This window comes from Corynebacterium sp. AOP40-4SA-5, assembly GCF_052377355.1.
Lineage (GTDB): Bacteria > Actinomycetota > Actinomycetes > Mycobacteriales > Mycobacteriaceae > Corynebacterium.
Map to the genome: position 1 here is coordinate 143,193 of NZ_JBQSWS010000006.1, position 22,204 is coordinate 165,396.

The 22,204-nt window shown below is 69.7% G+C and carries 20 protein-coding genes and 3 tRNA genes; 14 read left to right on the plus strand and 9 right to left on the minus strand.

The genetic code is table 11. From position 1 onward, the window contains the following. Nucleotides 1-5: 5 nt before the first annotated feature. Both ACT3S3_RS05535 and ACT3S3_RS05540 read right to left on the minus strand, forming a co-directional pair. Nucleotides 6-2,069 (minus strand): oxidoreductase, encoded by a 2,064-nt coding sequence (locus ACT3S3_RS05535; protein ID WP_444626419.1) that lies wholly within the window; start codon nucleotides 2,067-2,069, stop codon nucleotides 6-8. Beyond that, nucleotides 2,066-2,704 (minus strand): PadR family transcriptional regulator, encoded by a 639-nt coding sequence (locus tag ACT3S3_RS05540; protein ID WP_301443892.1) that lies wholly within the window; start codon nucleotides 2,702-2,704, stop codon nucleotides 2,066-2,068. Before ACT3S3_RS05540 ends, ACT3S3_RS05535 begins: the two co-directional genes overlap by 4 nt. Before the next feature lie 134 nt (nucleotides 2,705-2,838). Here ACT3S3_RS05540 and ACT3S3_RS05545 point away from each other — a divergent pair, with 134 nt between their 5' ends. The 3 genes from ACT3S3_RS05545 to ACT3S3_RS05555 are packed head-to-tail and all read left to right on the plus strand — an operon-like array spanning nucleotide 2,839 to nucleotide 6,377. After that, nucleotides 2,839-4,836, plus strand: a complete 1,998-nt coding sequence (locus ACT3S3_RS05545) for a DUF294 nucleotidyltransferase-like domain-containing protein (RefSeq protein WP_444626421.1) — start codon at nucleotides 2,839-2,841, stop codon at nucleotides 4,834-4,836. 2 nt (nucleotides 4,837-4,838) lie between these two features. Further along, entirely contained in the window at nucleotides 4,839-5,510 is a 672-nt protein-coding gene (locus ACT3S3_RS05550; protein WP_301443890.1) for an exonuclease domain-containing protein, read from the plus strand. Nucleotides 5,511-5,570: 60 nt separating this feature from the next. Further along, entirely contained in the window at nucleotides 5,571-6,377 is an 807-nt protein-coding gene (locus tag ACT3S3_RS05555) for a fumarylacetoacetate hydrolase family protein (RefSeq protein WP_441578844.1), read from the plus strand. Nucleotides 6,378-6,409: 32 nt separating this feature from the next. Here ACT3S3_RS05555 and ACT3S3_RS05560 read toward each other — a convergent pair whose 3' ends face one another. Both ACT3S3_RS05560 and ACT3S3_RS05565 read right to left on the minus strand, forming a co-directional pair. Next, a complete protein-coding gene (locus ACT3S3_RS05560) occupies nucleotides 6,410-7,552 on the minus strand; it encodes an isochorismate synthase (protein WP_444626423.1) in 1,143 nt (380 codons plus the stop codon). A gap of 53 nt (nucleotides 7,553-7,605) precedes the next feature. Next, nucleotides 7,606-8,379: an SDR family oxidoreductase gene (locus ACT3S3_RS05565; protein ID WP_301443924.1), complete on the minus strand. Its 774-nt coding sequence runs from the start codon at nucleotides 8,377-8,379 to the stop codon at nucleotides 7,606-7,608. Nucleotides 8,380-8,454: 75 nt separating this feature from the next. On the opposite strand from ACT3S3_RS05565, the gene ACT3S3_RS05570 reads away from it, so the two are divergent. The 5 genes from ACT3S3_RS05570 to ACT3S3_RS05590 all read left to right on the plus strand — a co-directional run bounded on the left by ACT3S3_RS05570 (nucleotide 8,455) and on the right by ACT3S3_RS05590 (nucleotide 11,986). Then, nucleotides 8,455-9,201, plus strand: coding sequence for a TIM barrel protein (locus ACT3S3_RS05570; RefSeq protein WP_301443923.1), 747 nt, complete (start codon nucleotides 8,455-8,457; stop codon nucleotides 9,199-9,201). Between the two features lie 11 nt (nucleotides 9,202-9,212). After that, the gene (gene gltX, locus ACT3S3_RS05575; protein WP_441582068.1) at nucleotides 9,213-10,712 is read left to right on the plus strand and encodes a glutamate--tRNA ligase; all 1,500 of its coding nucleotides are present in this window, start codon (nucleotides 9,213-9,215) and stop codon (nucleotides 10,710-10,712) included. A 151-nt stretch (nucleotides 10,713-10,863) separates the two neighbouring features. Continuing rightward, a tRNA-Gln gene (locus ACT3S3_RS05580) sits at nucleotides 10,864-10,935 on the plus strand. A 36-nt stretch (nucleotides 10,936-10,971) separates the two neighbouring features. Then, nucleotides 10,972-11,044 (plus strand) — tRNA-Glu (locus ACT3S3_RS05585). Between the two features lie 129 nt (nucleotides 11,045-11,173). Beyond that, complete coding sequence (locus ACT3S3_RS05590; protein WP_444626424.1) at nucleotides 11,174-11,986, plus strand: histidine phosphatase family protein; 813 nt, start codon at nucleotides 11,174-11,176, stop codon at nucleotides 11,984-11,986. 37 nt (nucleotides 11,987-12,023) lie between these two features. On the opposite strand, the gene ACT3S3_RS05595 is transcribed toward ACT3S3_RS05590, so the two are convergent. Next, a complete protein-coding gene (locus ACT3S3_RS05595; RefSeq protein ID WP_301444085.1) occupies nucleotides 12,024-13,043 on the minus strand; it encodes a winged helix DNA-binding domain-containing protein in 1,020 nt (339 codons plus the stop codon). A 117-nt stretch (nucleotides 13,044-13,160) separates the two neighbouring features. Here ACT3S3_RS05595 and ACT3S3_RS05600 point away from each other — a divergent pair. Beyond that, a tRNA-Glu gene (locus ACT3S3_RS05600) sits at nucleotides 13,161-13,233 on the plus strand. A 141-nt stretch (nucleotides 13,234-13,374) separates the two neighbouring features. Here ACT3S3_RS05600 and ACT3S3_RS05605 read toward each other — a convergent pair. Together ACT3S3_RS05605 and ACT3S3_RS05610 are read right to left on the minus strand one after the other, a co-directional pair. Further along, the gene (locus ACT3S3_RS05605) at nucleotides 13,375-13,518 is read right to left on the minus strand and encodes a hypothetical protein (RefSeq protein ID WP_301443720.1); all 144 of its coding nucleotides are present in this window, start codon (nucleotides 13,516-13,518) and stop codon (nucleotides 13,375-13,377) included. Nucleotides 13,519-13,637: 119 nt separating this feature from the next. Beyond that, nucleotides 13,638-14,390: an IclR family transcriptional regulator gene (locus ACT3S3_RS05610; protein WP_301443719.1), complete on the minus strand. Its 753-nt coding sequence runs from the start codon at nucleotides 14,388-14,390 to the stop codon at nucleotides 13,638-13,640. 113 nt (nucleotides 14,391-14,503) lie between these two features. Here ACT3S3_RS05610 and leuC point away from each other — a divergent pair, with 113 nt between their 5' ends. Genes leuC through ACT3S3_RS05625 form a run of 3 tightly spaced genes read left to right on the plus strand, consistent with a single transcriptional unit; the run spans nucleotide 14,504 to nucleotide 17,531 of the window. After that, nucleotides 14,504-16,006 carry a 3-isopropylmalate dehydratase large subunit gene (leuC, locus tag ACT3S3_RS05615; RefSeq protein ID WP_441582069.1) on the plus strand — a complete coding sequence of 501 codons (1,503 nt, stop codon included), beginning with the start codon at nucleotides 14,504-14,506 and terminating at the stop codon, nucleotides 16,004-16,006. Nucleotides 16,007-16,013: 7 nt separating this feature from the next. Beyond that, complete coding sequence (leuD, locus tag ACT3S3_RS05620) at nucleotides 16,014-16,601, plus strand: 3-isopropylmalate dehydratase small subunit (RefSeq protein ID WP_301443718.1); 588 nt, start codon at nucleotides 16,014-16,016, stop codon at nucleotides 16,599-16,601. A gap of 21 nt (nucleotides 16,602-16,622) precedes the next feature. Further along, the gene (locus tag ACT3S3_RS05625) at nucleotides 16,623-17,531 is read left to right on the plus strand and encodes a VOC family protein (protein ID WP_301443717.1); all 909 of its coding nucleotides are present in this window, start codon (nucleotides 16,623-16,625) and stop codon (nucleotides 17,529-17,531) included. Between the two features lie 22 nt (nucleotides 17,532-17,553). On the opposite strand, the gene ACT3S3_RS05630 is transcribed toward ACT3S3_RS05625, so the two are convergent. Then, on the minus strand, nucleotides 17,554-18,621 hold the full coding sequence (locus tag ACT3S3_RS05630) for an NUDIX hydrolase (protein ID WP_444626426.1): 1,068 nt from the start codon (nucleotides 18,619-18,621) through the stop codon (nucleotides 17,554-17,556). Nucleotides 18,622-18,838: 217 nt separating this feature from the next. On the opposite strand from ACT3S3_RS05630, the gene ACT3S3_RS05635 reads away from it, so the two are divergent. Beyond that, a complete protein-coding gene (locus tag ACT3S3_RS05635; RefSeq protein ID WP_301444183.1) occupies nucleotides 18,839-19,876 on the plus strand; it encodes an NAD(P)H-dependent glycerol-3-phosphate dehydrogenase in 1,038 nt (345 codons plus the stop codon). 36 nt (nucleotides 19,877-19,912) lie between these two features. Then, nucleotides 19,913-21,010 (plus strand): D-alanine--D-alanine ligase family protein, encoded by a 1,098-nt coding sequence (locus tag ACT3S3_RS05640; RefSeq protein ID WP_301444182.1) that lies wholly within the window; start codon nucleotides 19,913-19,915, stop codon nucleotides 21,008-21,010. Nucleotides 21,011-21,195: 185 nt separating this feature from the next. On the opposite strand, the gene ACT3S3_RS05645 is transcribed toward ACT3S3_RS05640, so the two are convergent. Then, nucleotides 21,196-22,173 (minus strand): DUF3515 domain-containing protein, encoded by a 978-nt coding sequence (locus ACT3S3_RS05645; RefSeq protein ID WP_301441859.1) that lies wholly within the window; start codon nucleotides 22,171-22,173, stop codon nucleotides 21,196-21,198. Between the last annotated feature and the right edge of the window lie 31 nt (nucleotides 22,174-22,204).

Genomic DNA, 22,204 nt, shown 5'->3' on the forward strand with positions numbered 1-22,204 from the left:
GGAACTCAGGCGATCGCGGCGGCGGCCTCGGTTCCCTGCCGGATGGCGCGCTTGGCGTCCAGCTCGGCGGCGAGATCGGCGCCCCCGACGACGTCGAAGGTCACCCCCGCCTCCCGCAGCGGTGCGACGAGTTCGGTGACGGACTCCTGGCCGGTGCACAACACGATGGAGTCGACCTCCAGCACGCGACGGTCGGTGAGGGTGCGGGTGCCGTCCTTGTCCTCGTAGAAGGCGAGGTGCAGGCCGTCGTCGTCGATCTTCTCGTAGGTCGCCCCGCTGATCTGCTCGACCTCCTTCATCTTCACCGCCGCACGGTGCACCCAGCCGGTGGTCTTGCCCAGCGACTTGCCCTGCCGGGAACTCTTGCGCTGCACCATGTACACCTTGCGCAGCGGCGCGGAGGGACGCGGCTTCGTCAGTGAGCCGACGGCGGCCGGGTCGCTGTCGACACCCCACTCCTGCTCCCACTCCTTGAGGTTCAGGGTGGGGGAGTCGGGCCCGGTGGGGGTGGTGAGGAACTCGGAGACGTCGAAGCCGATGCCACCGGCGCCGAGCACGGCGACGCGGTCGCCGATCTCGCGGTCGCCCAGGACGGCGTCGGCGTAGGTCATCACGCTGGGGTGGTCCACGCCCTCGATGTCGGGGATGCGCGGGGCCACGCCGGACGAGACGATGACGTGGTCGAAGCCGCCGTCGACGAGGTCCTGCGCGCTGGCGCGGGTGTTGAGGTGGACGTCCACACCCAGGGTGTCCAGCCGCGTGGAGAAGTAGCGGATGGTCTCGTGGAACTCCTCCTTGCCCGGGATCCTCGCGGCGATGGAGAACTGTCCGCCGATGGCGTCGCGGGACTCGAATAGCTCCACGTGGTGACCACGCTCGGCGGCGGAGACCGCGGCGGACAGACCCGCCGGTCCGGCACCGACCACGGCGATCTTCTGCGCATGGCGCGTGGGGGAGAGCACCAGCTTCGTCTCACGCCCGGCACGCGGGTTGACCAGGCACGAGACGCTCTTGCCCACGAAGATGTGGTCCAGGCAGGCCTGGTTGCAGCCGATGCAGGTGTTGATCTCGTCGGCGCGGTCCTGCTGTGCCTTGGCCATGAAGTGGGGGTCGGCGAGAAGCGGGCGGGCCATGGACACGGCGTCGACCTTGCCGTTGGCCAGGATCCCCTCGGCGACCTCGGGGGTGTTGATGCGGTTCGAGGCGATCAGGGGGATGGACACCTCGTCGCGCAGCCGTTCGGTGAACTTCACGAACGCACCGCGCGGCACGGAGGTGACGATGGTGGGCACGCGGGCCTCGTGCCAGCCGATGTCGGTGTTGATGGCGTCGACCCCGTGGCGCTCGGCGCGCCGGGAGAGCAGGGCGATCTCGTCGAAGGTCTGGCCGTTCTTGACGAAGTCGGCGATGGACTGGCGCAGGATGACCGGGAAGTCGCGGGGGACCTGCCGGCGGATCTCGTCGATGACCTCGATGAGGAAGCGCTGGCGGTTGGCCGTCGAGCCGCCCCAGCGGTCGGTGCGGTCGTTGGTGTGCGGGCACAGGAACTGGTTGACCAGGTAGCCCTCGCCACCCATGATCTCCACGGCGTCGTAGCCGGCCTTGCGGGCCAGGCGGGCGGCGCGTCCGAAGGAGCGGATCGCCCGACGGATCATCCGCTCGGTCATGCGCATGTGCTTGAACGGGTGGATCGGGGAGGGCTCGGAACCGGGGGCGGCCTTGAAGGGGGTGACCCCGTAGCGTCCGGCGTGCAGGATCTGCATGGCGATGCGCCCGCCCTCGCGGTGGACGGCGTCGGTGACACGGCGGTGGTGCAGCACCGCCAGGGGGGTGGCCATCCGTCCGCCGAAGGGCATGAGGTCACCGCTGCGCAGCGGGGCGATGCCGCCGGTGACGATGAGGCCGACACCGCCGCGGGCGCGTTCGGCGTAGAACTCGCCGAGTTCGTCGGCGTGCCAGATGCGGTCCTCCAGGCCGGTGTGCATCGACCCCATCACCGACCTGTTCGGCAGGGTGAGGCCACCGATGGTGAGGGGGCTGAAGAGGTGGGGGAACGGGGAACTCGTCATGATCCGTCGTCTTCCTTCTCGTGTGTGGTCGCAGTTGTGGTCGCAGGTGTGGTCGGTTCTGTGCCGGTACTGCCGAGGGCGTCGATCACCTCGGCGCACCAGTCCACGAAGCTGGTCTCCAGGCGGATGCCCAGGCGCAGGACGAGGTGCTGGTGCAGGCGGCGTCCGGTCAGCGCGGTCCTGCCGCCGTCTGTGGCGTTCCCGCCGTTCCCGGCGAGCTCGGGGAACTGGCGCGCCTCGTAGCTGCGGTAGAGCCGCAGCGTCTCGGTGTGGGCGTCGCGGTGCGCGGCGACGTCGGCGAGCAGGTCGCGCAGGTCGCCGTGTTCGGCGCCGCGGATCTTGACCGACAGGTCGTCGCGGATCTTCATGACCTCGGACGGGTCGGCGATCCAGTCGTGCAAGGCGGTGCGCCCGGCGGGGGCGAGGGTGTAGATCTTCTTGTCCGGCCTGCCGTCCTGGGCGACGTCGCGACACGTCACCAGTCCGTCGTCGTGCAGGCGTCCGAGCGTCCGGTAGATCTGCTGGCGGGTGGCGGGCCAGAAGTGGCCCAGGGATGTGGCGAACTGTCGTCCCAGGTCATAACCGGTCCCCGGGCGTTCCGCCAGGGAGATCATGATCGCGTGTTCCAGTGCCATGCCCGTCAGGGTAATCCACGTCACAGTGGAATACAGCACTATGCCACGAATTGATGTGAAACTCGTTGCCTATACCCCCACTTCGGGGTTGGGGGTGTCCGGTGCCCCGCGCCCACCCCATACACTTGCCGACCATGAGCGTGGAACTTGACGAGGTCCGGCGGTTCCTCAGCGGCCACGAGCCGTTCAGCCACCTGCCGGACGAGGAACTCGACGACCTGCCGGCCAAGATGGAGATCATCTACGTCCGCCGCGGGGAGACGGTGATCACCGCCGGGCAGCCCAACGACGTCCTCTACGTGATCCGCTCCGGCGCCGTCGACGTCCTGGACTCCCAGGACGTGCTGCTCGACCGCCGCGGCGCCGGCCGCTTCTTCGGCCACTCCACCATCGTCACGAAGGGCGGATTCGGGGTGGACCCGGGTCCGTCGCACTACACCATGATCGCCGTCGAGGACAGCCTCCTTCTCACCATGGACCGCGAGGAGGTCCGCGGCCTGATCGAGCGCAACCCCGAGGTCGCCCGCTACTTCGCCGGGGTGTCCGAACGCATCCGCGCCGCTGCCGAGCGGCTCAGCGTGCGCTCCGGGTCGGACGCACTGCGCACCCACGTCGCCGAGCTGGTGGACCGTGACCTGGTGTCGGTGAGCTGTGAGGCGAGTGTGCGCGAGGCCGCCCAGCTGATGAGCGAGAACAGCATCTCCTGCCTGCCGGTCCTCGCCGACACCGCCGATACGGGGGACACCGCCGACACCGGGGACTCCGGGGACACGGGAGGAGCCGCCGACCCCGCCGACACCGCAGGCCCCGAGCTCCCGGACGTCTCCGGCAATGAGCTGGTCGGCATCATCACCGACCGCGACCTGCGCACCCGCGTGCTCGCCGCGGGCCTGGACACCGAGACCGCCGTGTCCGGGATCATGACGCAGAACCCGTTCTCCACCTCCTCGGACACCACCGCCTTCGAGGCCATGCTGATGATGAGTGAGCAGGGCGTGCACCACCTGCCCGTCGTCGGCGGGCTCGACGGCGGCGGCGACGGTGTCATCGGGGTGATCTCGGCCTCCGACATCATGCGTGCGCTGCGCAACGACCCGATCTACCTCACCGCGGACCTGGCCAAGGCCACCGACACCGAGCAGATGCGCAGCATCATCAACGACACCGCCGAGATGACCAGCGGGTTCATCACCCGCGGTGCCTCGGCCGAGGAGGCCAGCGAGATCCTCACCGTGGCACTGGACTCCCTGGCCCGCCGGCTGCTGGTGCTCGCCGAGGAGGAGCTCGGGCCCCCGCCGGTGCCCTACGCCTTCATCGTCATCGGCTCCCAGGCGCGCCGGGCGGTGGGCTTCTCCTCCGACCAGGACAACGGCCTGGTGCTGCACGACTCCTATGACGAGGAACTGCACGGGGAGTACTTCGCCGAGTTGGGCCGGCTGGTGTGCACCGGGTTGGACGAGGCAGGCCAGCGGCTGTGCCCCGGCGACATGATGGCGATGAACCCGAAGTGGCGGATGACCGTGGACCAGTGGAAGGACTCCTTCCACACCTGGGTCACCGCGCCGAACCCGGACGCGCTGCTGCACGCCCAGACCTTCTTCGACATGCGCCCGGTCTACGGTGCGCGCGAACTCGCCGACCGGGTGCACCGCTACTCGGTGGCCCTGGCACGCAGCTCCTCGCGCTTCCACGCCCGGCTCGCCGCCCTGGTCGCACGCAAGGAGACGCCGCTGGGCATCTTCCGCGGCCTGGTCGTCCAGCGTGGCGGCGACTACCGCAACACCCTGGACGTCAAGGCCGGCGGCACCGCGCCGATCGTGCAGATCGCCCGGTTGTACGCCCTGATGGGCGGGGTGAAGGCGGTGGGCACCCACCAGCGCCTGGCGCAGGCGGCGTCCACCGGGGCGTTGACGCACAAGGCCGCCCGCGACCTGACGGAGGCCTTCAACTTCCTCAAGGCGCTCTCGCTGCGCCACCAGGCCGGCCAGCTGCGCAGCGGGGAGGTCGCCGACTACCGCATCGACCCGGACAACCTGGGCAAGCTCGACCGGGAGAACCTGCGCGACGCCTTCGGCATCATCAAGAGCATCCAGACCTCCCTGGCCGTGAAGTACCCGGTGAGGAACACGTGAGCATGCTGCGCAGGACGTGGAACAGGCGTCGGGCGACCGGGGCGTTGGCGGACTTCTACGCCGAGCGTCCCCCGGCCGGCTCGACGCGCCTGGAGGACCTGCCGGTCCTCGCCGTCGACGTCGAGGCCACCGGGCTGGACCTGTCGTCCGACCGGCTGTTGTCGATCGGCTGGGTGCCGATGGAGGGACGGCGCATCGTGCTGTCCGGGGCACGCGAGGTGGTGATCGCCGGACCGCAGGACGACGACGAGGGCGTGGGCCAGTCGGCGACCGTGCACGGGCTCACGGACGACGTAGTCGACGCCGGCATGCCGTTGGAGGACGCGCTGGGCGAGCTCCTGGAGGCCCTGCAGGGCCGGGCGATGCTCGCCCACTTCGCGATGATCGAGCAGGACTTCCTCTCCGCGGCGTGCCGGACGGCCTTCGGCACCGGGCTCACGGTGCCGACCCTGGACACCTACGCACTGGAGCGCCGGCGCATGCAGCGCAGGTCCGTGCACCCCCGGGGGGAGGACCTGCGCCTGCCGCGCATCCGCGAACGCTACGGACTGCCGACCTACCCGCCGCACCGGGCGGTGACCGACGCGCTGTCGTGTGCGGAGCTGTTCCTGGCGATGACCTCCCCCTCCAACGGCCGGTCACCCTACTCGACCCTACGGTCGGCACAGGTGTAACTGCCTGGAATCCGGGGGCGCCCACAGCTAGTCCAGTTTTCCACTGTAAGCTAACCGACCATGAGAATTTCGCGAATCGCACATCCGGAAGGCATGGCCTTCGTGGCATTGGAGGGCGGGGAGGCCGACGGAACCGGCGCGACCTGCCGTGAGATCGCCGGGCACCCCTTCGGGGAACCCGAGTTCACCGGGCGCAGCTGGGCCTTCGAGGACGTCCGCCTGCTTGCACCGATCCTGCCGTCGAAGGTCGTGGCCGTGGGCCGCAACTACGCCGACCACGTCAAGGAGGTGTTCAACAAGTCCGCCGAGCACCTGCCGCCGACACTGTTCCTGAAGCCGCCGACAGCCGTGGTCGGCACCGGCGCGCCGATCCGCAAGCCGGAGTGGGCCACCCGCGTGGAGTTCGAGGGTGAGCTCGCCATCGTCATCGGCAAGCCCTGCAAGGACGTCAAGCGCGACGACTGGAAGAACGTCGTCCTGGGCTTCACCATCGTCAACGACGTCTCCTCGCGCGACCTGCAGTTCGCCGACGGCCAGTGGTCGCGCGCCAAGGGTCTGGACAGTTTCTGCCCGCTGGGCCCGTGGATCGAGACGGACCTGGACTTCGCCGACCTGACCGACCTGCCCATCAAGGCGCACCTCACCCACGACGGGGTGACCGAGACCAAGCAGGACTCCAACTCCGACCAGATGATCAAGGCCATCCCCGAGATCGTGGAGTGGGTCTCCCAGGCGTTCACCCTGCTGCCCGGCGACGTGATCTGCACCGGCTCCCCGGCCGGCACCGCCGAGATGGTCCCCGGCGACCGGATCGACATCGAGATCCCCGGCCTGGGCCACCTGGTCAACCCCATCGAGGCCTACTAGAGCCTCTACCTGGAGCCTCTTACAGGGGGATGTCAGACCGCCCGCATCGCGGCGGGCACGTTGAGTGCCCGCAGTGCGGTCTGCAGTTTGGCGGTCGTCTCGGCGGCCTCGGCCGAGGGGGAGGACGTCGCGATGATCCCGCCGCCGGCCCACGCCCTGGCGGTGGCACCGGCGATCTCGGCGCAGCGGATGCTGACCATGTACTCGCCGTCGCCGTCCTCGTTGCACCAGCCCACGAAGCCGGCGTAGAAGCAGCGTGGTTCCTCGACCTCGTTGATGATCCCGATGGCGTCGTCGGTGGGGGTCCCCCCGACGGCGGGTGTGGGGTGCAGCATCAACGCCAGGTCCAGTGCGGAGAAGTGCAGGTCCGGCAGTGTGCCGCGCACCGGGGTGGCCAGGTGCCACATCTCGTTGGTCTTGATCAGCTCGGGGGTCCGGGGGATGGACAGTTCCGAGCACACCCCGCCGAGCACCTGCCGGTAGTGGTCCACGACCAGCTGGTGCTCGGTGAGGTCCTTGGTGGAGTCGCGCAGCGTGCGTCCCACGGCCTCGTCGGCACCGCGGTCGGCCAGCCGGGCGGCGGAGCCGGCCAGCGGACGGGCCTCCACGGTCGTGCCGCGTCGGCGGATGAGCACCTCGGGGGAGGAGCCGACGAGCATCGTGCCACGGTCGTCGGAGCGTCCGGTCGCCGAGAGGTCCACGGCGAAACCGTCGCGGTGGGCGGACAGGTCGATCAGCCGGGCGGCGATGAGCAGCGGGTCGACCTCCTCGGCGAACTCGATGTCCACCGCGCGGGCGAGCACCACCTTGCGCAGGGTGGTGGTGCGCATCGTCTCGATGGCGGCGGCCACCGTGGACTGGTACTCCTCGGAACTGCTGGTGGGGTGCACGTTGAGCACCTCGAGCAGCTCGCCCAACTCACGGCCGCGGTAGTAGGCCGGCGGCTCCAGCGGCCCCTCGGTCTCGACCACACTGCCTGGCACGGTCAGTGCGGCCCGGTTGGCGGTGTCGAAGGGGACGGCGCCGACGACGAGCCGCGCACTGCCGTCGCGCAGGGCCGTGGCGGCCTCGAACGGGTCGGGGAAGGACGCGCGTGTCCCCTGGGTGCGGATGCTGCCCGACGCGCGGGAGAGCAGGAAGTCCGGCGCAGTTGACGGGCGATCGTTGTTGATCACACCGTCACCGTACTCAGGGGTGGGAAACAAACTGAAATTATCGCCGGTCGTCCCTATCCTCTCCCGAGGTACGGCATGCCTGCGGCGGTGACGGTGACCCGGTCCACGGACACGCCGGTCGGCATGTCGGCCACGCTGACCAGCAGACGGGCGGCCTCGGCGGCGTCGAAGGTGGGTTCGGCGGCAGGGTCGGCAGCCGTGAAGGTGCCCAGCAGCTCGGTGGCGGCGTTGCCGATGTCGAGTTCGGTGGCGGTGATACCCCGGCCCCGTCCGTCCAGCGCGGTGGAGACCGTGAGGGACGCGACGGCGGCCTTGGACGCGGCGTAGGCCGCCGCGCCGGCACGCGGGGCGTGCGCGGCGATGGAGCCGTTGTTGACGACGCGTCCTCCGCCATGGGCGGCCATCCAGGAGAAGGCCGCCCGGGTGCACAGGAAGGTGCCGGTGAGGTTCGTCGCGATGGTGGCCTCGAAGGCGGCGGCGTCGACGGTGTCGATCCGCCCGGTGGCTCCGGGGACGCCGGCGTTGTTGACCAGCAGGTCGAGGCCTCCCAGGGTGCTGGTGACCTGGTCGAATGCGGCGGAAACGGAGGACTCGTCGGTGACGTCGCAGACGACGGCGAGATGGTCGGCAGAACCGCCCGCCGTGTCGCCTGCCGTGCGGCACGCCTCGACGGTGGCCTCCAGCGTGCCGACGCTGCGTCCCAACGCGGCGACGCTCCAGCCCTCCTGCGCCAAGGCGGTGGCGAAGGCACGGCCCAGCCCGCCGCCGGCACCGGTGACGACTGCGACCCTGGGGGCGACCCTGGGGGAGTGTGGGGATTCAACCATGGGGCTCATTATGGCCGATGCGCCTCCGGCGGGTCGCGTAGATTGGGGACAATTCCGACGTGAGGGACGGCAGGCATGACAGGTACAGCAGGCACGACGGCGGTGAACTGCTCGATCGGCAGGCCCGCCGGGCACCCCGACCTCGACAGGGCGGGCGCCCTGGGGGTCGACAGGATCGAACTGTGGTGGCCGTGGACCACCCCGGAGCCGGACGACACGGAGGTCGACGACCTCGTCGCGGAACTCGCGCGCCGCGGGCTCACGCTCGTCGCCGTGAACTTCTGGGCGGGTGACCTCGCCGCCGGCGACCGCGGCGTCCTGCACGAGGAACCTCTGAGCCGGCGCCACGTCGACGCGATGTCCCGGCTGGCCGACGCCACCGGCGCCGGCCGCTTCAACCTTCTGCTCGGGCGGGGAGGACGCCGGTTGAGCCCCATGCAGCTCGACAACACCGCCGCCCTTGCCAACCTGGTGCAGGGGCGAGGCCACGGCACCGTGCTGATCGAACCCAGCTCCGGGGTCGAGGACTACCCCGTGCAGACCGTCGTCGACGCCCGCGCGGTTACCAGCAGCTTCCCCGGGACCGGGCTGCTGGCCGACCTGTGGCACCTCAGCCGGACCGACGACGTGGCGGCGTGGTTGGACGGTCTGGACGGCGCAGAAGGGTCCGGCGACCCGTTCACCTTCCCCGCCCACGTCCAGATCGCCGACGACCCCGGACGCGGCGCACCGGGCAGCGGCGGCCTCCCGCTGGACGATTGGGTGGGTGCGCTGCGGGCCGCCGGGTACTCCGGGGACGTGGCGGGGGAGTGGATGTGGTGAAATAGTGCACCATGAGTGATGTTCGCGTTCGTTTCTGCCCCTCGCCGACCGGGACCCCGCACGTCGGCATGGTCCGCACCGCACTGTTCAACTGGGCCTACGCCCGGCACACCGGCGGAAAGCTGGTGTTCCGGATCGAGGACACCGACGCCGCCCGGGACTCCGAGGAGTCCTACGAGGCCATCGTCGAGTCCCTGACCTGGCTCGGACTGGACTGGGACGAGGGGGTCGGCGAGCCCGGCGGCCCGCACGGCCCGTACCGCCAGTCGCAGCGCATGGAGATCTACGTCGAGGTGCTGGAGAAGCTCAAGGCGTCCGGCGACGTGTACCCGGCGTACTCCACCGCCGAGGAGGTCGAGGAGCGTCACCGCGCCGCCGGCCGTGACCCCAAGCTGGGCTACGACAACTTCGACCGGGACCTGACCTCCGAGCAGGTCGCCGCCTTCGAGGCCGAGGGCCGTTCGCCGGTGTGGCGTCTGCGCATGCCGGAGAAGACCTGGACGTGGAACGACCTGGTCCGTGGCGAGATGAACGTCGACGGGTCCACCGTGCCGGACTTCGTGGTCGCCCGTTCCAACGGGCAGCCGCTGTACACCCTGGTCAACCCCGTGGACGATGCGCTGATGAAGATCACCCACGTGCTGCGCGGCGAGGACCTGCTGCCGTCCACGCCCCGCCAGCTGGCCCTGTACGAGGCGCTGGTGCGCATCGGCGTGGCGGATGCGACCCCGACCTTCGGGCACCTGCCGTTCGTGATGGGCGAGGGCAACAAGAAGCTCTCCAAGCGTGACCCGGAGTCCAACCTCTTCAACCACCGCGACAACGGCATCATCCCCGAGGGCATGCTGAACTACCTGTCGCTGCTGGGCTGGTCCCTGTCCGCCGACCAGGACGTGTTCGGCGTGGACGAGCTGGTGGCGAACTTCGACGTCGCCGACGTGAAGCCGAACCCGGCCCGTTTCGACCAGAAGAAGCTCGAGGCGCTCAACGCCGACCACATCCGCCTGCTCGACCTGGCGGACTTCACCACCCGCCTGCGCAGCTACCTGGAGGAGTACAAGGGCTTCCCGGCCGACTACCCGGCCGACAAGTTCGCCTTCGCCGCGGAACTGGTGCAGACCCGCATCAAGACCCTCGGCGACGCCGACGGCCTGCTGCGCTTCCTGGTCACCGCCGACGCGGACCTGGAGCTGGACGAGAAGGCGGCGAAGAAGAACCTCAAGGAGGAAGCCGTGGAGGTCCTGGACGCCGCGATCGAGGAGATCGAGGCGCTGGAGTCTCTCGGTGACGCGGGGTTCGTCACGGAGAAGATCGAGGCGGCCCTGTCGGCGCGTCTGATCGACTCGATGGAACTCAAGCCGCGCAAGGCCTACGGGGCCCTGCGGGTGGCGGTCTCGGGCGCGGCGGTGTCCCCGCCGCTGTTCGAGTCGATGGAGCTGCTGGGACGCGAGTCCACGCTGGCACGTCTGCGTGCCGCACGGGCGGTCACGCTGTACGTCGCCGCCGAATAACAGGGTTGTAGCCGGCGTACGCCGGTCGCAGCGGGCGCAGGACGCCGCGATCGGCGTCCTGACCTGGCAGTTTGCGAGTGTGCGAGCGCTCTGGTTATAGTATCCACCGTTGCAAGGCAGCGCGGGGAACACCGCGGAGCACAGCAACGATTGGCCTATGGTGTAATTGGCAACACAGCGGTTTCTGGTACCGTCGTTCTAGGTTCGAGTCCTGGTAGGCCAGCGGAAACGCTGAACATGATGTGCACTTCGTTTTCTTGCCCCGTTCGTCTAGCGGCCTAGGACGCTGGCCTCTCACGCCGGTAACACGGGTTCAAATCCCGTACGGGGTACAAGGTATGTGAAACGGCAAAGCCCGGTCTTCGGACCGGGCTTTCCGCATGTCCGGGGTCGGGGTATCCCCGGAGCAGAAGGGGGTGCAACTGTTCCTAGGCGAAAGGTCTAGGGTGGGTGGGGTGACCATGCCGAAGAACCTGATCCTCGTCCGCCACGGCCAGAGCGAGGCCAACGTGATCCAACGCGCGGACAAGGCCGGCGACCAGGCACTCTTCAGCGAGGAGACGATGCTGGTCGCCGACCGCTCATGGCGTCTGACCGACGCCGGTGTGGCCCAGGCGCACGCGGCGGGACGGTGGATCACCGACAACGTCGACCCGCTGGACCGCTGCATCACCTCCCCGTACGTGCGTACCCGGGAGACCGCGGCGAACCTCCAGCTCGACGGTGCGCTGTGGGAGGAGAACCGGGTGGTGCGTGAACGCTCCTGGGGTGAGATCTCGCCCTTGCCGCGCAAGGTCTTCGAGGAGCAGTACGCCCACAACGCCCTGCTGCGCCGCAAGGACCCGCTGTACTGGGCGCCGCCGGCGGGGGAGTCGATCGCCAACGTCGCGGAGAACCGGGTGCGCAACATGCTCAGCACCCTGCACCGTGAGAGCAGCGAGGACAACGTGCTTGTGGTGACCCACGGAGACTTCATGTGGTCCACCCGCCTGGTCCTGGAGCGTTGGAGCGACGAGGTGTTCCTGCGCTACGACAAGGACAAGGAGATGACCATCTTCAACTGCACGGTCCTGCACTACACGCGCATCGACCCGGACACCGGGGAGATCGCCCCGTGGATGCGCTGGGTGCGTGCCGCGCACCCGTTCTGCGACCGGACGACCGGGGTGTGGCGCATGGTGGAGCAGCCGTGGCAGCGCTTCGACCGCGACTACCTCAGCAACGAGGACCTGGCCGCCGTCGCCGAGGAGCAGTCGCGCCTGCTCTCCGAGTAGGCGGCTGTCCTTGACTGTCCTTGACCGTCCTCAGTTGTCACAGCCGGCCGGTGACGGCCCCGGCCTCGACGCGGCAGGGGTGGAACAGCCCGTTCTTCGTGGGGCCGACCTCGCCGGCCACCGCGTCCGAGATCACGTCCGAGCGCTCGGCGTAGCCGAGCAGGTACTCATCGAACGCGGGTAATTCCAACGTCAGAGCCAGAGCCTGGGTGATCTCAGCGGCGGTGACGTCGACTTGCCAGTCGGCCAGTAGGACGCTGCGTCCGTCCTGCGTGGAGCCCTCCATGACCGTTCCTGTGGCGAGCGCGAGGGCGGTGGCGGCGCGGGCGTCGCGCACGGTCAGTCCCGACCACCACGCCAGGTCCTTGACGCCGGCCGGGCCGCGCGAGCGGTAGTAGCGGCAGGCGAGCTCGCGCAGTGCGTCCTCCCCGTCGAGGTTCCGCGGGTCGGTCACCACGCTGTCGTGCAGCACGAAGGTGTCCTCGGGGCGTCCTGCGGCCGAGGAACGCGGGCCCTGGACGATGTCGCCCTCCCCGCCGAAGTGGCGCAGCATGTGCGGCCCGCGGCCGCCCTCCGGGTCGATGCCGGCGCGGGCGAACACCTGGTAGGCCTCGCTGCGGGCCAGGGGAGTGCAGGACGCCGCCAGCGCGTCCAGCAGAGCGGTGCGGCATACGTCGACGTCCTCGTCGGACAGGCCCAGTTGTCCACGTCGCTTCGCCGAGGCCTTCTGTACCCGCGGGGTGCACAGGCGAGTGAGCCAGCGGACGTCCTCGGCGGCGAGCAGGTGGTGGGTGCCGCGCTGCGACCAGCTGCGCACCACGTGGGCGACGGTGAGATCCTCCTCGGTGAGCATCGGGGCACCGGCACGCAGTCCCAGTGCGCGGACGCCCGCGGGGAGGTTCTGCGCCTGGCTGGCGAGCATGTGCGCGGCGACGGCGTGGACTGCGGCGTCCTGCCCGTGCGGGGAGTCCGGCAGTGGGGGACGAGCCGCGGCGGGGGCGAGCAGCTGGGCGGTGAGGCGCAGGCCCCGCAGCTGCGTGGTGGTGAGCGGGTTCATGTCACCATCATTGCACGTCACGGCGGTGATTAGGTGCCGATGTGGATCGTCATATATAGTTCTCCCCGTTGCACAGCGCGGCCACGGTGCCCTGCTGGACGACATACGTTAGTTCCTGCCCCGTTCGTCTAGCGGCCTAGGACGCTGGCCTCTCACGCCGGTAACACGGGTTCAAATCCCGTACGGGGTACAAAGTAGTAGTCGAAATGCCCGGTCTTCGTGACCGGGCTTTTCGTATGTCCGGGGTCGGGTACCCGGCCCGTCGCTGATACCTCACGCTATTGTTGGTCTGCTTTCAGAAGGCCACCCGTAGCGCGGGGTTGTGGGACCGTCAGGAGAGGTACTTGATGACCTTCACCACGGCCCAGACGACGACCGCGATGAACGCGACGGCCAGGACGATGACGGCGAGTTCGTTGATTCCGAAGCTACCGAGGATGATGGGTCTCCATTCGTTGGTGCCGGTGTGAGGCACGGCGGTATTGTCCGTGTCAGCGTAGGACACCCCTGCGCATTGCGCAGGCTATATCGGAAACACGGGCATGGGAGCCGCCCCAGACCGCCCCGTATCACCCCCAGGCCATCATCTCCCGATCAACGCAGGTAGTGCTCCAGCTCGGCGGCGCTGTGCTGCAGGGCCTCGCGGTGGCGGGCGGCGGGCGAGGGGCCCATGCGCTCGGCCGGCCCGGAGATCGACAGGGCGGCGATGACGCCCGAGGCGTCCCGCACCGGTACAGACACGCTGGCCAGGGCGGCGTCGCGCTCGCCCACGGACTCGGCGATCTGGCCGGCGCGCACCAGTTCCAGGTCCTCGGCGGTGTAGTGGGCCGAGGTCAGCACGTCGTCCTGGAAGACCTTGGGGGAGTAGGCGACGAGCACCTTCGCCGCGGAGCCTGCGGTGAGGGTCAGCCGGTTGCCCACTGGTACCGTGTCCCGCAGGCCCTGGCGCGGTTCCGCCGTGGCGATGCACACGCGCTCGTGGCCCGAGAGCTTGTAGATCTGCACGGCCTCGCCGGTGCGCTCCACCAGGTCGGGCAGCACGTGCTCGGCCGCCTCGTCCAGACGGGTCGAGGACTTCGGTGCCAGCTCGGCCAGTGCCGGTCCGGCGGTCCACTGGCCGTCCTCCAGCCGCGTGACCATGCGGTGCTTCTCCAACGCGACGGCGATGCGGTGCGCCGTGGCGCGGGGCAGGCCCGTGGTCTCGCACAGTTCGGAGAGGCTGTGCGGGCGCCGTGCGACGATGCCCAGGATGAGCAGGGCACGGTCGAGGACCTGGATACCGCTGGTGGTCGCGGTCGCCGCAGTAGGCGTGGGTGAGGGCGTCTCGGTGACGAAGGGGTTTCCCATGATCTGATACTATACATTCCAACCAGTGGAACTTCCAGGTTGCCCCGCAGTGACGGGCGGGCGACGACCGGAACCTCCGGACGACTGCAGCGAGCAAGCACGAGGAGAGAACTGTGAATGCTGTGACCCGGCAGACGCACCCAGACGACACCACCACGCACGCCCCGCGCACCCTCGCACAGAAGGTGTGGGACGCCCACGTCGTGACCAGGGGGGAGAACGGTGGGCGCGACCTGCTGTTCATCGACCTGCACCTCATCCACGAGGTCACCAGCCCCCAGGCCTTCGACGGACTGCGGCAGAACAACCGGCCGCTGCGCCGGCCCGACCTCACCCTGGGTACCGAGGACCACAACGTGCCCACCCTGGGCGTGCACTCCGGCAACCTTCTCGAGATCGAGGACAAGGTCTCACGCCTGCAGGTCGAGACGTTGCGCAGGAACTGCGAGGAGTACGGGGTCGTCCTGCACTCCATGGGCGACGGCGAGCAGGGCATCGTGCACACTGTCGGCCCGCAGCTCGGCGCCAGCCAGCCGGGCATGACCATCGTCTGCGGCGACTCGCACACCTCCACCCACGGTGCCTTCGGCTCCATCGGCATGGGCATCGGCACCAGCGAGGTCGAGCACGTGCTCGCCACCCAGACCCTCCCGCTGGCACCGTTCAAGACCATGGCCATCGAGGTCTCCGGGGAACTGCGTCCCGGGGTCACCGCCAAGGACCTGATCCTGGCGATCATCGCCAAGATCGGCACGGGCGGCGCCCAGGGCCACATCATCGAGTACCGCGGCGAGGCCATCAGGAAGCTGTCCATGGAGGGGCGGCTCACGATGTGCAACATGAGCATCGAGGCCGGCGCCCGCGCCGGCATGATCGCCCCCGACGAGGTCACCTTCGACTACCTCAAGGGACGCCGCTACGCGCCCACCGGCCAGGATTGGGACGACGCCGTCGCCTACTGGCGCTCGCTGCCCACCGACGACGGGGCGTCCTACGACACCGTCGTCGAGATCGACGGTGCCGCGCTGACCCCGTTCGTCACCTGGGGCACCAACCCTGGCCAAGGCCTGCCGCTGGACGCCGCGGTGCCGTACCTGGAGGACATCACCGACGAGACCGAGCGCATCGCCGCCGAGTCCGCCATCGAGTACATGGGCCTGGAGCAGGGCACCCCGCTGCGCGAGATCGGCATCGACACCGTCTTCCTCGGCTCCTGCACCAACAGCCGCATCGAGGACCTGCGCGCCGCCGCCGACGTGCTGCGCGGACGCCGCGTGGACCCGTCGGTGCAGATGATGGTCGTGCCGTCCTCCACCGCGGTGAAGACCCAGGCCGAGCAGGAGGGACTGGACAAGGTCTTCCTCGACGCCGGGGCGGAGTGGCGCACCGCCGGCTGCTCGATGTGCCTGGGCATGAACCCCGACCAGCTCGCCCCCGGCGAACGCTCCGCGTCCACCTCCAACCGCAACTTCGAAGGACGCCAGGGCAAGGGAGGACGTACCCACCTGGTCTCCCCGCCCGTCGCCGCGGCGACGGCGGTGCTCGGCCACCTCGCCAGCCCCGCCGACCTGCCTGAAGCGTCCGGAGCGTCCGAGAACCTCGAGAAGGGAGCGTAAGCGCACCATGGAGAAGTTCAGCACCCACACCGGCGTGGCCTGCCCGCTGCGCCGCTCGAACGTGGACACCGACCAGATCGTGCCCGCCGAGTACCTCAAGCTGGTCACCAAGACCGGCTACGAGTCCGGGCTGTTCAAGTCCTGGCGCCGTGACCCGGAGTTCGTCCTCAACCAGGAGCCGTTCGTGGCCTCCTCGGTGCTCGTCGCCGGACCCGACTTCGGTACCGGCTCCTCCCGCGAGCACGCCGTGTGGGCGCTACTCGACTACGGGTTCCGCGTGGTGTTCTCCCCACGCTTCGGCGACATCTTCCGCGGCAACACCGCCAAGAACGGGCTGCTCGCCGCCACGATGACCGCCGAGGACATCGAGCTGATCTGGAAGCTCATCGAGCAGCGCCCCGGTGTGGAGATCACCGTGGACCTGCAGGCGCGCACCGCCAGCCTGGGAGAGCACGTCTTCGCCTTCGAGGTCGACGACGACACCCGCTGGCGGCTGCTCAACGGCCTCGACGACATCGGCATCACCCTGCAGGACGAGGCGGCGATCAGCGACTTCGAGGCCACCCGCCCCGGATTCAAGCCGCTGATCGGCTGAGATGTCGTACCCTCGGAGGGCATGACCCAGCACACCACCGGCAACCACCAGCGCATCGTCCCGCGGTTGCGCCTGCAGGTCGGCGACCACGGGGTCGTCGGGGCGGCCCGGTTCTACACCGACGTCTTCCGCCCCTTCGAGGAGGCGGGCCTGGAACTCGGGGCGACCGGGGGCACGGCCACCGACGAGGGCGTGGACCTTTTCGTCGCCGGCATGCGACTGCACCTCACCGACGCCGCCGACGCCGCCGATACCTCCGGCGCCGAGGGGATCTCTCCTGCGACCAACATGATGGTCAACGTCGACCCGTCGTTCTTCGGCTGGTCACCGGACGCCACCCCGGAGGCGCAGCAGGCGGCGCAGGCGCGCGCACGCGCGGTCCTCGACACCATCTGGGAGGGACTCGCCGAGGACGCCCAGGCCGTACTCATGCCCTTGGACGAGTACCCCTTCAGCGCCCGCTACGGCTGGGTGCTCGACAGGTACGGGATGAGCTGGCAGGTCATGCTCACCGATCCGGCCGGGGCCCCACGCCCGGCGTTGATCCCGTCCTTCCTCTTCGGCGGGGAAGCACAGAACCGGGCCGGTGAGGCGCGCGAGCTGTGGACCGGGGTGTTCGCCGAGGTCTTCGGTCCTGACGGGGCCGGAGGCACCGGAACCGGCACCATGGTCACCTACCCGCAGGACAACGGCCCCGCGGTCGCCGGCTCGGTGATGTTCGCCGACGTGCGACTGCTCGGGACCTGGTTCTCGATGATGGACTCGGCCACCGAACAGCCCTTCACCTTCACCGACGCGGTGAGTTTCCGGGTGTACTGCGACACCCCGGTGCAGGCCGAGGTGCTCGGCCGTGAACTGGGGCTGGACGGTCACACCCGCCGCGGGGTGGACCGCTTCGGCGTGAGCTGGGAGATCCTGCTGCAGGGCTGAGCAGGACTGAAGCGGTGCAGCCTCAGCGCACCGGCAGCGGGGACGCCAGGTAGTCCGCGCCCAGCAGCGTGTCGCCCTGCCCGAAGTGCAGCACCCACACGCTGGCCTTCTTGGCATGCAGGTCCTCGACCTCGAAGCCGGCGTCCTGCGCCAGCCCGGAGACGACCGCCGGGATGATCTCACCCTGGGCGCACACCACGCTCACCGGCGCGGAACTCGCCCTGACCAGGGCCTCCATCACGGTACGAGGGGAGTGCGCCAGGGCGGCGTCGCCGAGGTTCACGTCCGTCTCGATGTCCAGGTTCAACCAGGCGGCCGTGGGCTCCACCGTGGCGCGGCAGCGCTCGGGGGTGGCCGAGGACACCGTGCGCGGACGGTAACCCTCCAGCACCGCCGGCAGGGAGGTGGCCTGCAGGTAGCCCTTCTTCGTCAGCGGTCGCAGGTTGTCGTCCTGCTTCCAGTTGTCCCGCGACATCGCCTTGGCGTGGCGCACGTAGAGCACCCGTCGGGTGCAGCCCAACGCCAGGACCTCCAGCGCAGCACCGATCACGTCGCGGTCGGCGTCGTAACTGACCTTCGCCTTCGCGTCCTCCGGGGAGAGCCAGTGCAGCTCGTCGACCTCGTTGTTGTCCTTGAAGTCGCCGCCGGTGACCTCGGCGGTCCAGTAGTAGACCACCTTCGTCTTGTTGCCCAGCGGGTAGTGCACATGGCCCAGCAGCCAGCCCAGGGTGGGGGAGTAGCCGGTCTCCTCGGCGATCTCACGGGTGGCGGTCTCCACCAGGTTCTCGCCGGGGTCGACCTTGCCCTTCGGCAGCGACCAGTCGTCGTAGTGGGGACGGTGGATCACCGCGATCTCGATCGCGTCCTGCCCCTCCGCGCTGCCGGCGGTCTCCGGGGCACCCGGGCCCTGGGGCACCGTGCGCCGCCACAGCACCGCACCGGCGGCGAAGACGGGGCGCTCGAACTCGTCGGCGGGGGTGCTGCCGATCCGGGCGACGTGACCGGTGACGGGGGCGGCGGGGGAGTCGTCCTCGAGGTTTCTCGAAGCCAGCGAGGTGGACAGGTCTCCGGTGCCGGTGTGGCTGATCAAGGGTGACGCCTTCCCGAGCGCACCGGTCCGGTCGTGCCGTCACCACGGACCGGGTGCGTCATGGTTCAATGTTGGGGAGCAGATACGGCGGAATCTCTTCCTCTCACCCACATTAGCGGTGACCGGTGTGGGGCACGTAGTCGGGAAGTCCCCGGCATAAGGCGACACCACCCGATGACGGCGACCGCCACCCACGACACAGAGGAGCACGGCAGATATGGTTCGCGTAGCGGTGATGGGCTCCGGCTCCTGGGGGACGACGGTGGCCAAGGTCTGCGCGGACACCGAGGCAGGTGCGCGCTCGGCACCGACCGGCTCGGCGGCACGTCCGGCGGTCACGCTGTGGGCCCGTCGCCCGGAGATCGCCGAGGAGATCAACCGGGACCACACCAACGGTACCTACCTGCCGGACACCGTCCTGCCGTCCTCGATCGGCGCGACCACCGACGCCGCCGAGGCGCTGGACGGCGCCGACGTCGTCTTCCTCGGCGTCCCTTCGCAGTCGCTGCGCGCCAACCTGGAGCAGTGGCGGGACCTCATCCCGTCCGACGCGACGCTGGTCAGCCTCGCCAAGGGCATCGAGCACTCCACCGGACGACGGATGAGCGAGGTCATCGCCGAGGTCGCCGAGGTCGACGCCTCACGCGTGGCGGTTCTCTCGGGGCCGAACCTGGCCGTGGAGGTCGCCCGCCAGCAACCCGCCGCCAGCGTGGTGGCCTGCACCGACGACCGCCGCGCCCGGCTGGTGCAGTCCGCCCTGGCCACCGCCTACTTCCGCCCCTACACCAACGACGACGTCATCGGCTGCGAGGTCGGCGGCACGTGCAAGAACGTCATCGCCCTGGCCTGCGGCATGGCCGCCGGCATGGGCATGGGGCACAACACCATCGCCACCGTGATCACCCGCGGGCTCGCCGAGATCACCCGCCTGACCGTGGCCCTCGGCGGCCAGGAACGCTCCATGGCCGGCCTGGCGGGCATGGGCGACCTGGTGGCCACCTGCAACTCCCCGCTGTCGCGCAACCGCACCTTCGGCGAGCGCCTCGGCATGGGCGAGTCCCTGGACCAGGCCTCCGGTGCGACGAAGGGACAGGTCGCCGAGGGCGTGATCTCCAGCATGTCCGTCGCCGAGCTCGCCGAGGCACACGGGGTGGAGATGCCGATCACCCGCCAGGTCGTGCGGGTCTGCCACCACGGCGGGGACGTGCCGACCGCCATCCGCGACCTGATGGGACGCACGAAGAAAGCCGAGTGACCGCCGGGGCCGCCCCGGGCGCTACACTTGGTCCCCGTGAATACCCCCACGAACCAGGCGAAAACCACCGTTGCCGTTGTCTACGGAGGTCAGAACACCGAACACAGCGTGTCCTGCATCTCCGCCGGTGCGGTGATGGCCCACCTCGACCCCGACCGTTACGACATCGTGCCGGTCGGCATCACGCGCGACGGCGTGTGGGTCAAGGGAACCACTGACCTGGACGCCCTGAGCGTCCACGACCGGGAACTGCCGGAGGTCACCGGCGGCCGTTCGGTGAACTTCGACCTCGGCGGCAGGGGAGGCCGGGGAGGACGCCGCGGCGGGCAGCTGCGCTTCGGCGACGGTTCCCTCTACGCTGAGGTGGACGTGGTCTTCCCCGTCCTGCACGGGGTCAACGGCGAGGACGGCACCGTCCAGGGCCTGTTCGAGCTCGCCCACGTGCCCTACGTGGGCAACGGCGTGTTCGCCTCCGCGGCGTGCATGGACAAGCAGTACACCAAGGCCGTCGCCCGCCACGCCGGCGTGCCCGTCGGCGACGAGGTCGTCGTCACCGAGCGGCGCGTCCTCACGCCCGAGGAGCAGGACGCCCTGGGGCTGCCGGTGTTCGTGAAGCCGGCACGCGGCGGCTCGTCGATCGGCATCTCGAAGGTCGACGACTGGGCCGACTTCCCGGCTGCCCTGGAGACCGCGCTGGCCGCCGACGACAAGGTGCTCGTGGAGTCCATGCTGCAGGGACCGGAGGTGGAGTGCGGTGTGCTGCAGTACCCGGACGGCACGATCCAGGCGTCCTACCCGTCGATGCTGATGGGCACCGGTGACGGGCCGGAGGGCTTCTACGGTTTCGACACCAAGTACCTCGACGACATCATCACCTACGAGATCCCCGCGCCGCTGCCCGACGAGCAGGTCGCCGAGGTGCGCCGTCTGGCGGTGGAGACCTTCCGCGCCCTGGGCTGCTCGGGCCTGGCGCGCGTGGACTTCTTCGTCACGCCGGACGGTCCGGTGCTCAACGAGCCCAACACCATGCCGGGGTTCACCCCGATCAGCATGTACCCGAAGATGTTCGCCGCCAGCGGGGTGGAGTACACCGACCTGCTGGACATCCTCATCGCTCACGCCCTGGCGGGGTAGGCCCGGGTAGCGCGGGGCGGCACGCCACTAGCGTCGTCGCCGGGTCGCCGGGTCGCAGGGGGGCAGAGGGGGCAGAGGGGGCAGAGGGGGGCACTGTCATCTGAGTCATGCCCCAGGGCAGAAAACCGCCGGGATCTGGCCTGGGGCATGACTGAGATGACATGTGGTCGAGAGGAGCGCCCGGCCTAGCGCTCGGCGGTGCGCTCCAGATGCCCGTCGATGGCCTCGGACACCGCGGTGAGCACACTGTTGCCCGCGTCCAGCGGCAGCGAGACCGCCACGGTCTCGGCGTAGCCCAGCGCGTACCAGACTCCGGCGGTGGACCCCTCGGCCAGCGCGGTGTCCTGGAACCACGGCACCTCGTCGATCTGCGTCAGCTGTGCGCCGGCCTCGTAGCTGTCGGGCAGCTCCACGCCACAGCGCAGCACCACCGGTTCGCGGGCCTCGGCGACCCACACCAGCGAGCCCTCCGGTTCCCCGGATCCCATGCGACGGTACTCGCCGAGGGAATCGGGCAGGGCGTCCTCGAGGGCGGTGCAGGACGCGGCGTCGGCGTCGTCCTGCTCGGCGAGCCCGGCCAGCGGTACGTCGCCGGGGGTGGGGGCGTCGGTGTCGTCGCCGTGGGCGCTGATCGACTCGCCGACACCGGAGAGGTCGGCGGCGGTGAGCCGGCCGTCGGTGGTCACGGCGACCACGGGGGAGTGCCCCACGGCGTACCAGGTGGTCAGCCCGGATCCCGGGGTGGCGTCGGCGATGGGCAGCCACTGTTCGCCGCCGGACTCCTCGGTGGAGCTGAGTTCGGTGTACTGGGCGGGGGCGCCGACCCCGCAGCGCAGGGAGAGCTCGGTGCCGCCGCTGTCGCGGTAGCCGGCGGACCCCTCGGGGGCGGGGTCGGCGACCCCGACGTCGCGGTAGTCGCCGATGCGGTCGGGCAGGTCGCCGGTGATGTCGGCGCAGGCGGAGCTGTCGGCGTCCGGCGCGTCGACCGGGCCCATGGCGACGAGGGTGTAGACGCTGCGGTCCACGAGGATCTTCGCTCCGACGAGGACGAAGACCACGAACACCACCGCGATCAGCAGGGCGAGGGCGACACCGCTGCGTCGTGGCATTCCGTGTCCGGAGGTGCTGCTACCCTGATCGGTGACCTTAGACCGTGAAGACATGCGGATGATTCTACGGCCCCGCGGGTGCAGG

Coding starts and splice junctions, on each gene's coding strand:
- ACT3S3_RS05590 (WP_444626424.1), top strand. CDS start 11,174: ATGCCGAAGAACCTGATCCTCGTCCGCCACGGCCAGAGCGAGGCCAAC.
- leuD (WP_301443718.1), top strand. CDS start 16,014: ATGGAGAAGTTCAGCACCCACACCGGCGTGGCCTGCCCGCTGCGCCGC.
- ACT3S3_RS05545 (WP_444626421.1), top strand. CDS start 2,839: ATGAGCGTGGAACTTGACGAGGTCCGGCGGTTCCTCAGCGGCCACGAG.
- ACT3S3_RS05535 (WP_444626419.1), bottom strand. CDS start 2,069: ATGACGAGTTCCCCGTTCCCCCACCTCTTCAGCCCCCTCACCATCGGT.
- ACT3S3_RS05625 (WP_301443717.1), top strand. CDS start 16,623: ATGACCCAGCACACCACCGGCAACCACCAGCGCATCGTCCCGCGGTTG.
- ACT3S3_RS05540 (WP_301443892.1), bottom strand. CDS start 2,704: ATGGCACTGGAACACGCGATCATGATCTCCCTGGCGGAACGCCCGGGG.
- ACT3S3_RS05550 (WP_301443890.1), top strand. CDS start 4,839: ATGCTGCGCAGGACGTGGAACAGGCGTCGGGCGACCGGGGCGTTGGCG.
- ACT3S3_RS05570 (WP_301443923.1), top strand. CDS start 8,455: ATGACAGGTACAGCAGGCACGACGGCGGTGAACTGCTCGATCGGCAGG.
- ACT3S3_RS05555 (WP_441578844.1), top strand. CDS start 5,571: ATGAGAATTTCGCGAATCGCACATCCGGAAGGCATGGCCTTCGTGGCA.
- ACT3S3_RS05610 (WP_301443719.1), bottom strand. CDS start 14,390: ATGGGAAACCCCTTCGTCACCGAGACGCCCTCACCCACGCCTACTGCG.
- ACT3S3_RS05635 (WP_301444183.1), top strand. CDS start 18,839: ATGGTTCGCGTAGCGGTGATGGGCTCCGGCTCCTGGGGGACGACGGTG.
- ACT3S3_RS05645 (WP_301441859.1), bottom strand. CDS start 22,173: ATGTCTTCACGGTCTAAGGTCACCGATCAGGGTAGCAGCACCTCCGGA.
- ACT3S3_RS05595 (WP_301444085.1), bottom strand. CDS start 13,043: ATGAACCCGCTCACCACCACGCAGCTGCGGGGCCTGCGCCTCACCGCC.
- gltX (WP_441582068.1), top strand. CDS start 9,213: ATGAGTGATGTTCGCGTTCGTTTCTGCCCCTCGCCGACCGGGACCCCG.
- ACT3S3_RS05565 (WP_301443924.1), bottom strand. CDS start 8,379: ATGGTTGAATCCCCACACTCCCCCAGGGTCGCCCCCAGGGTCGCAGTC.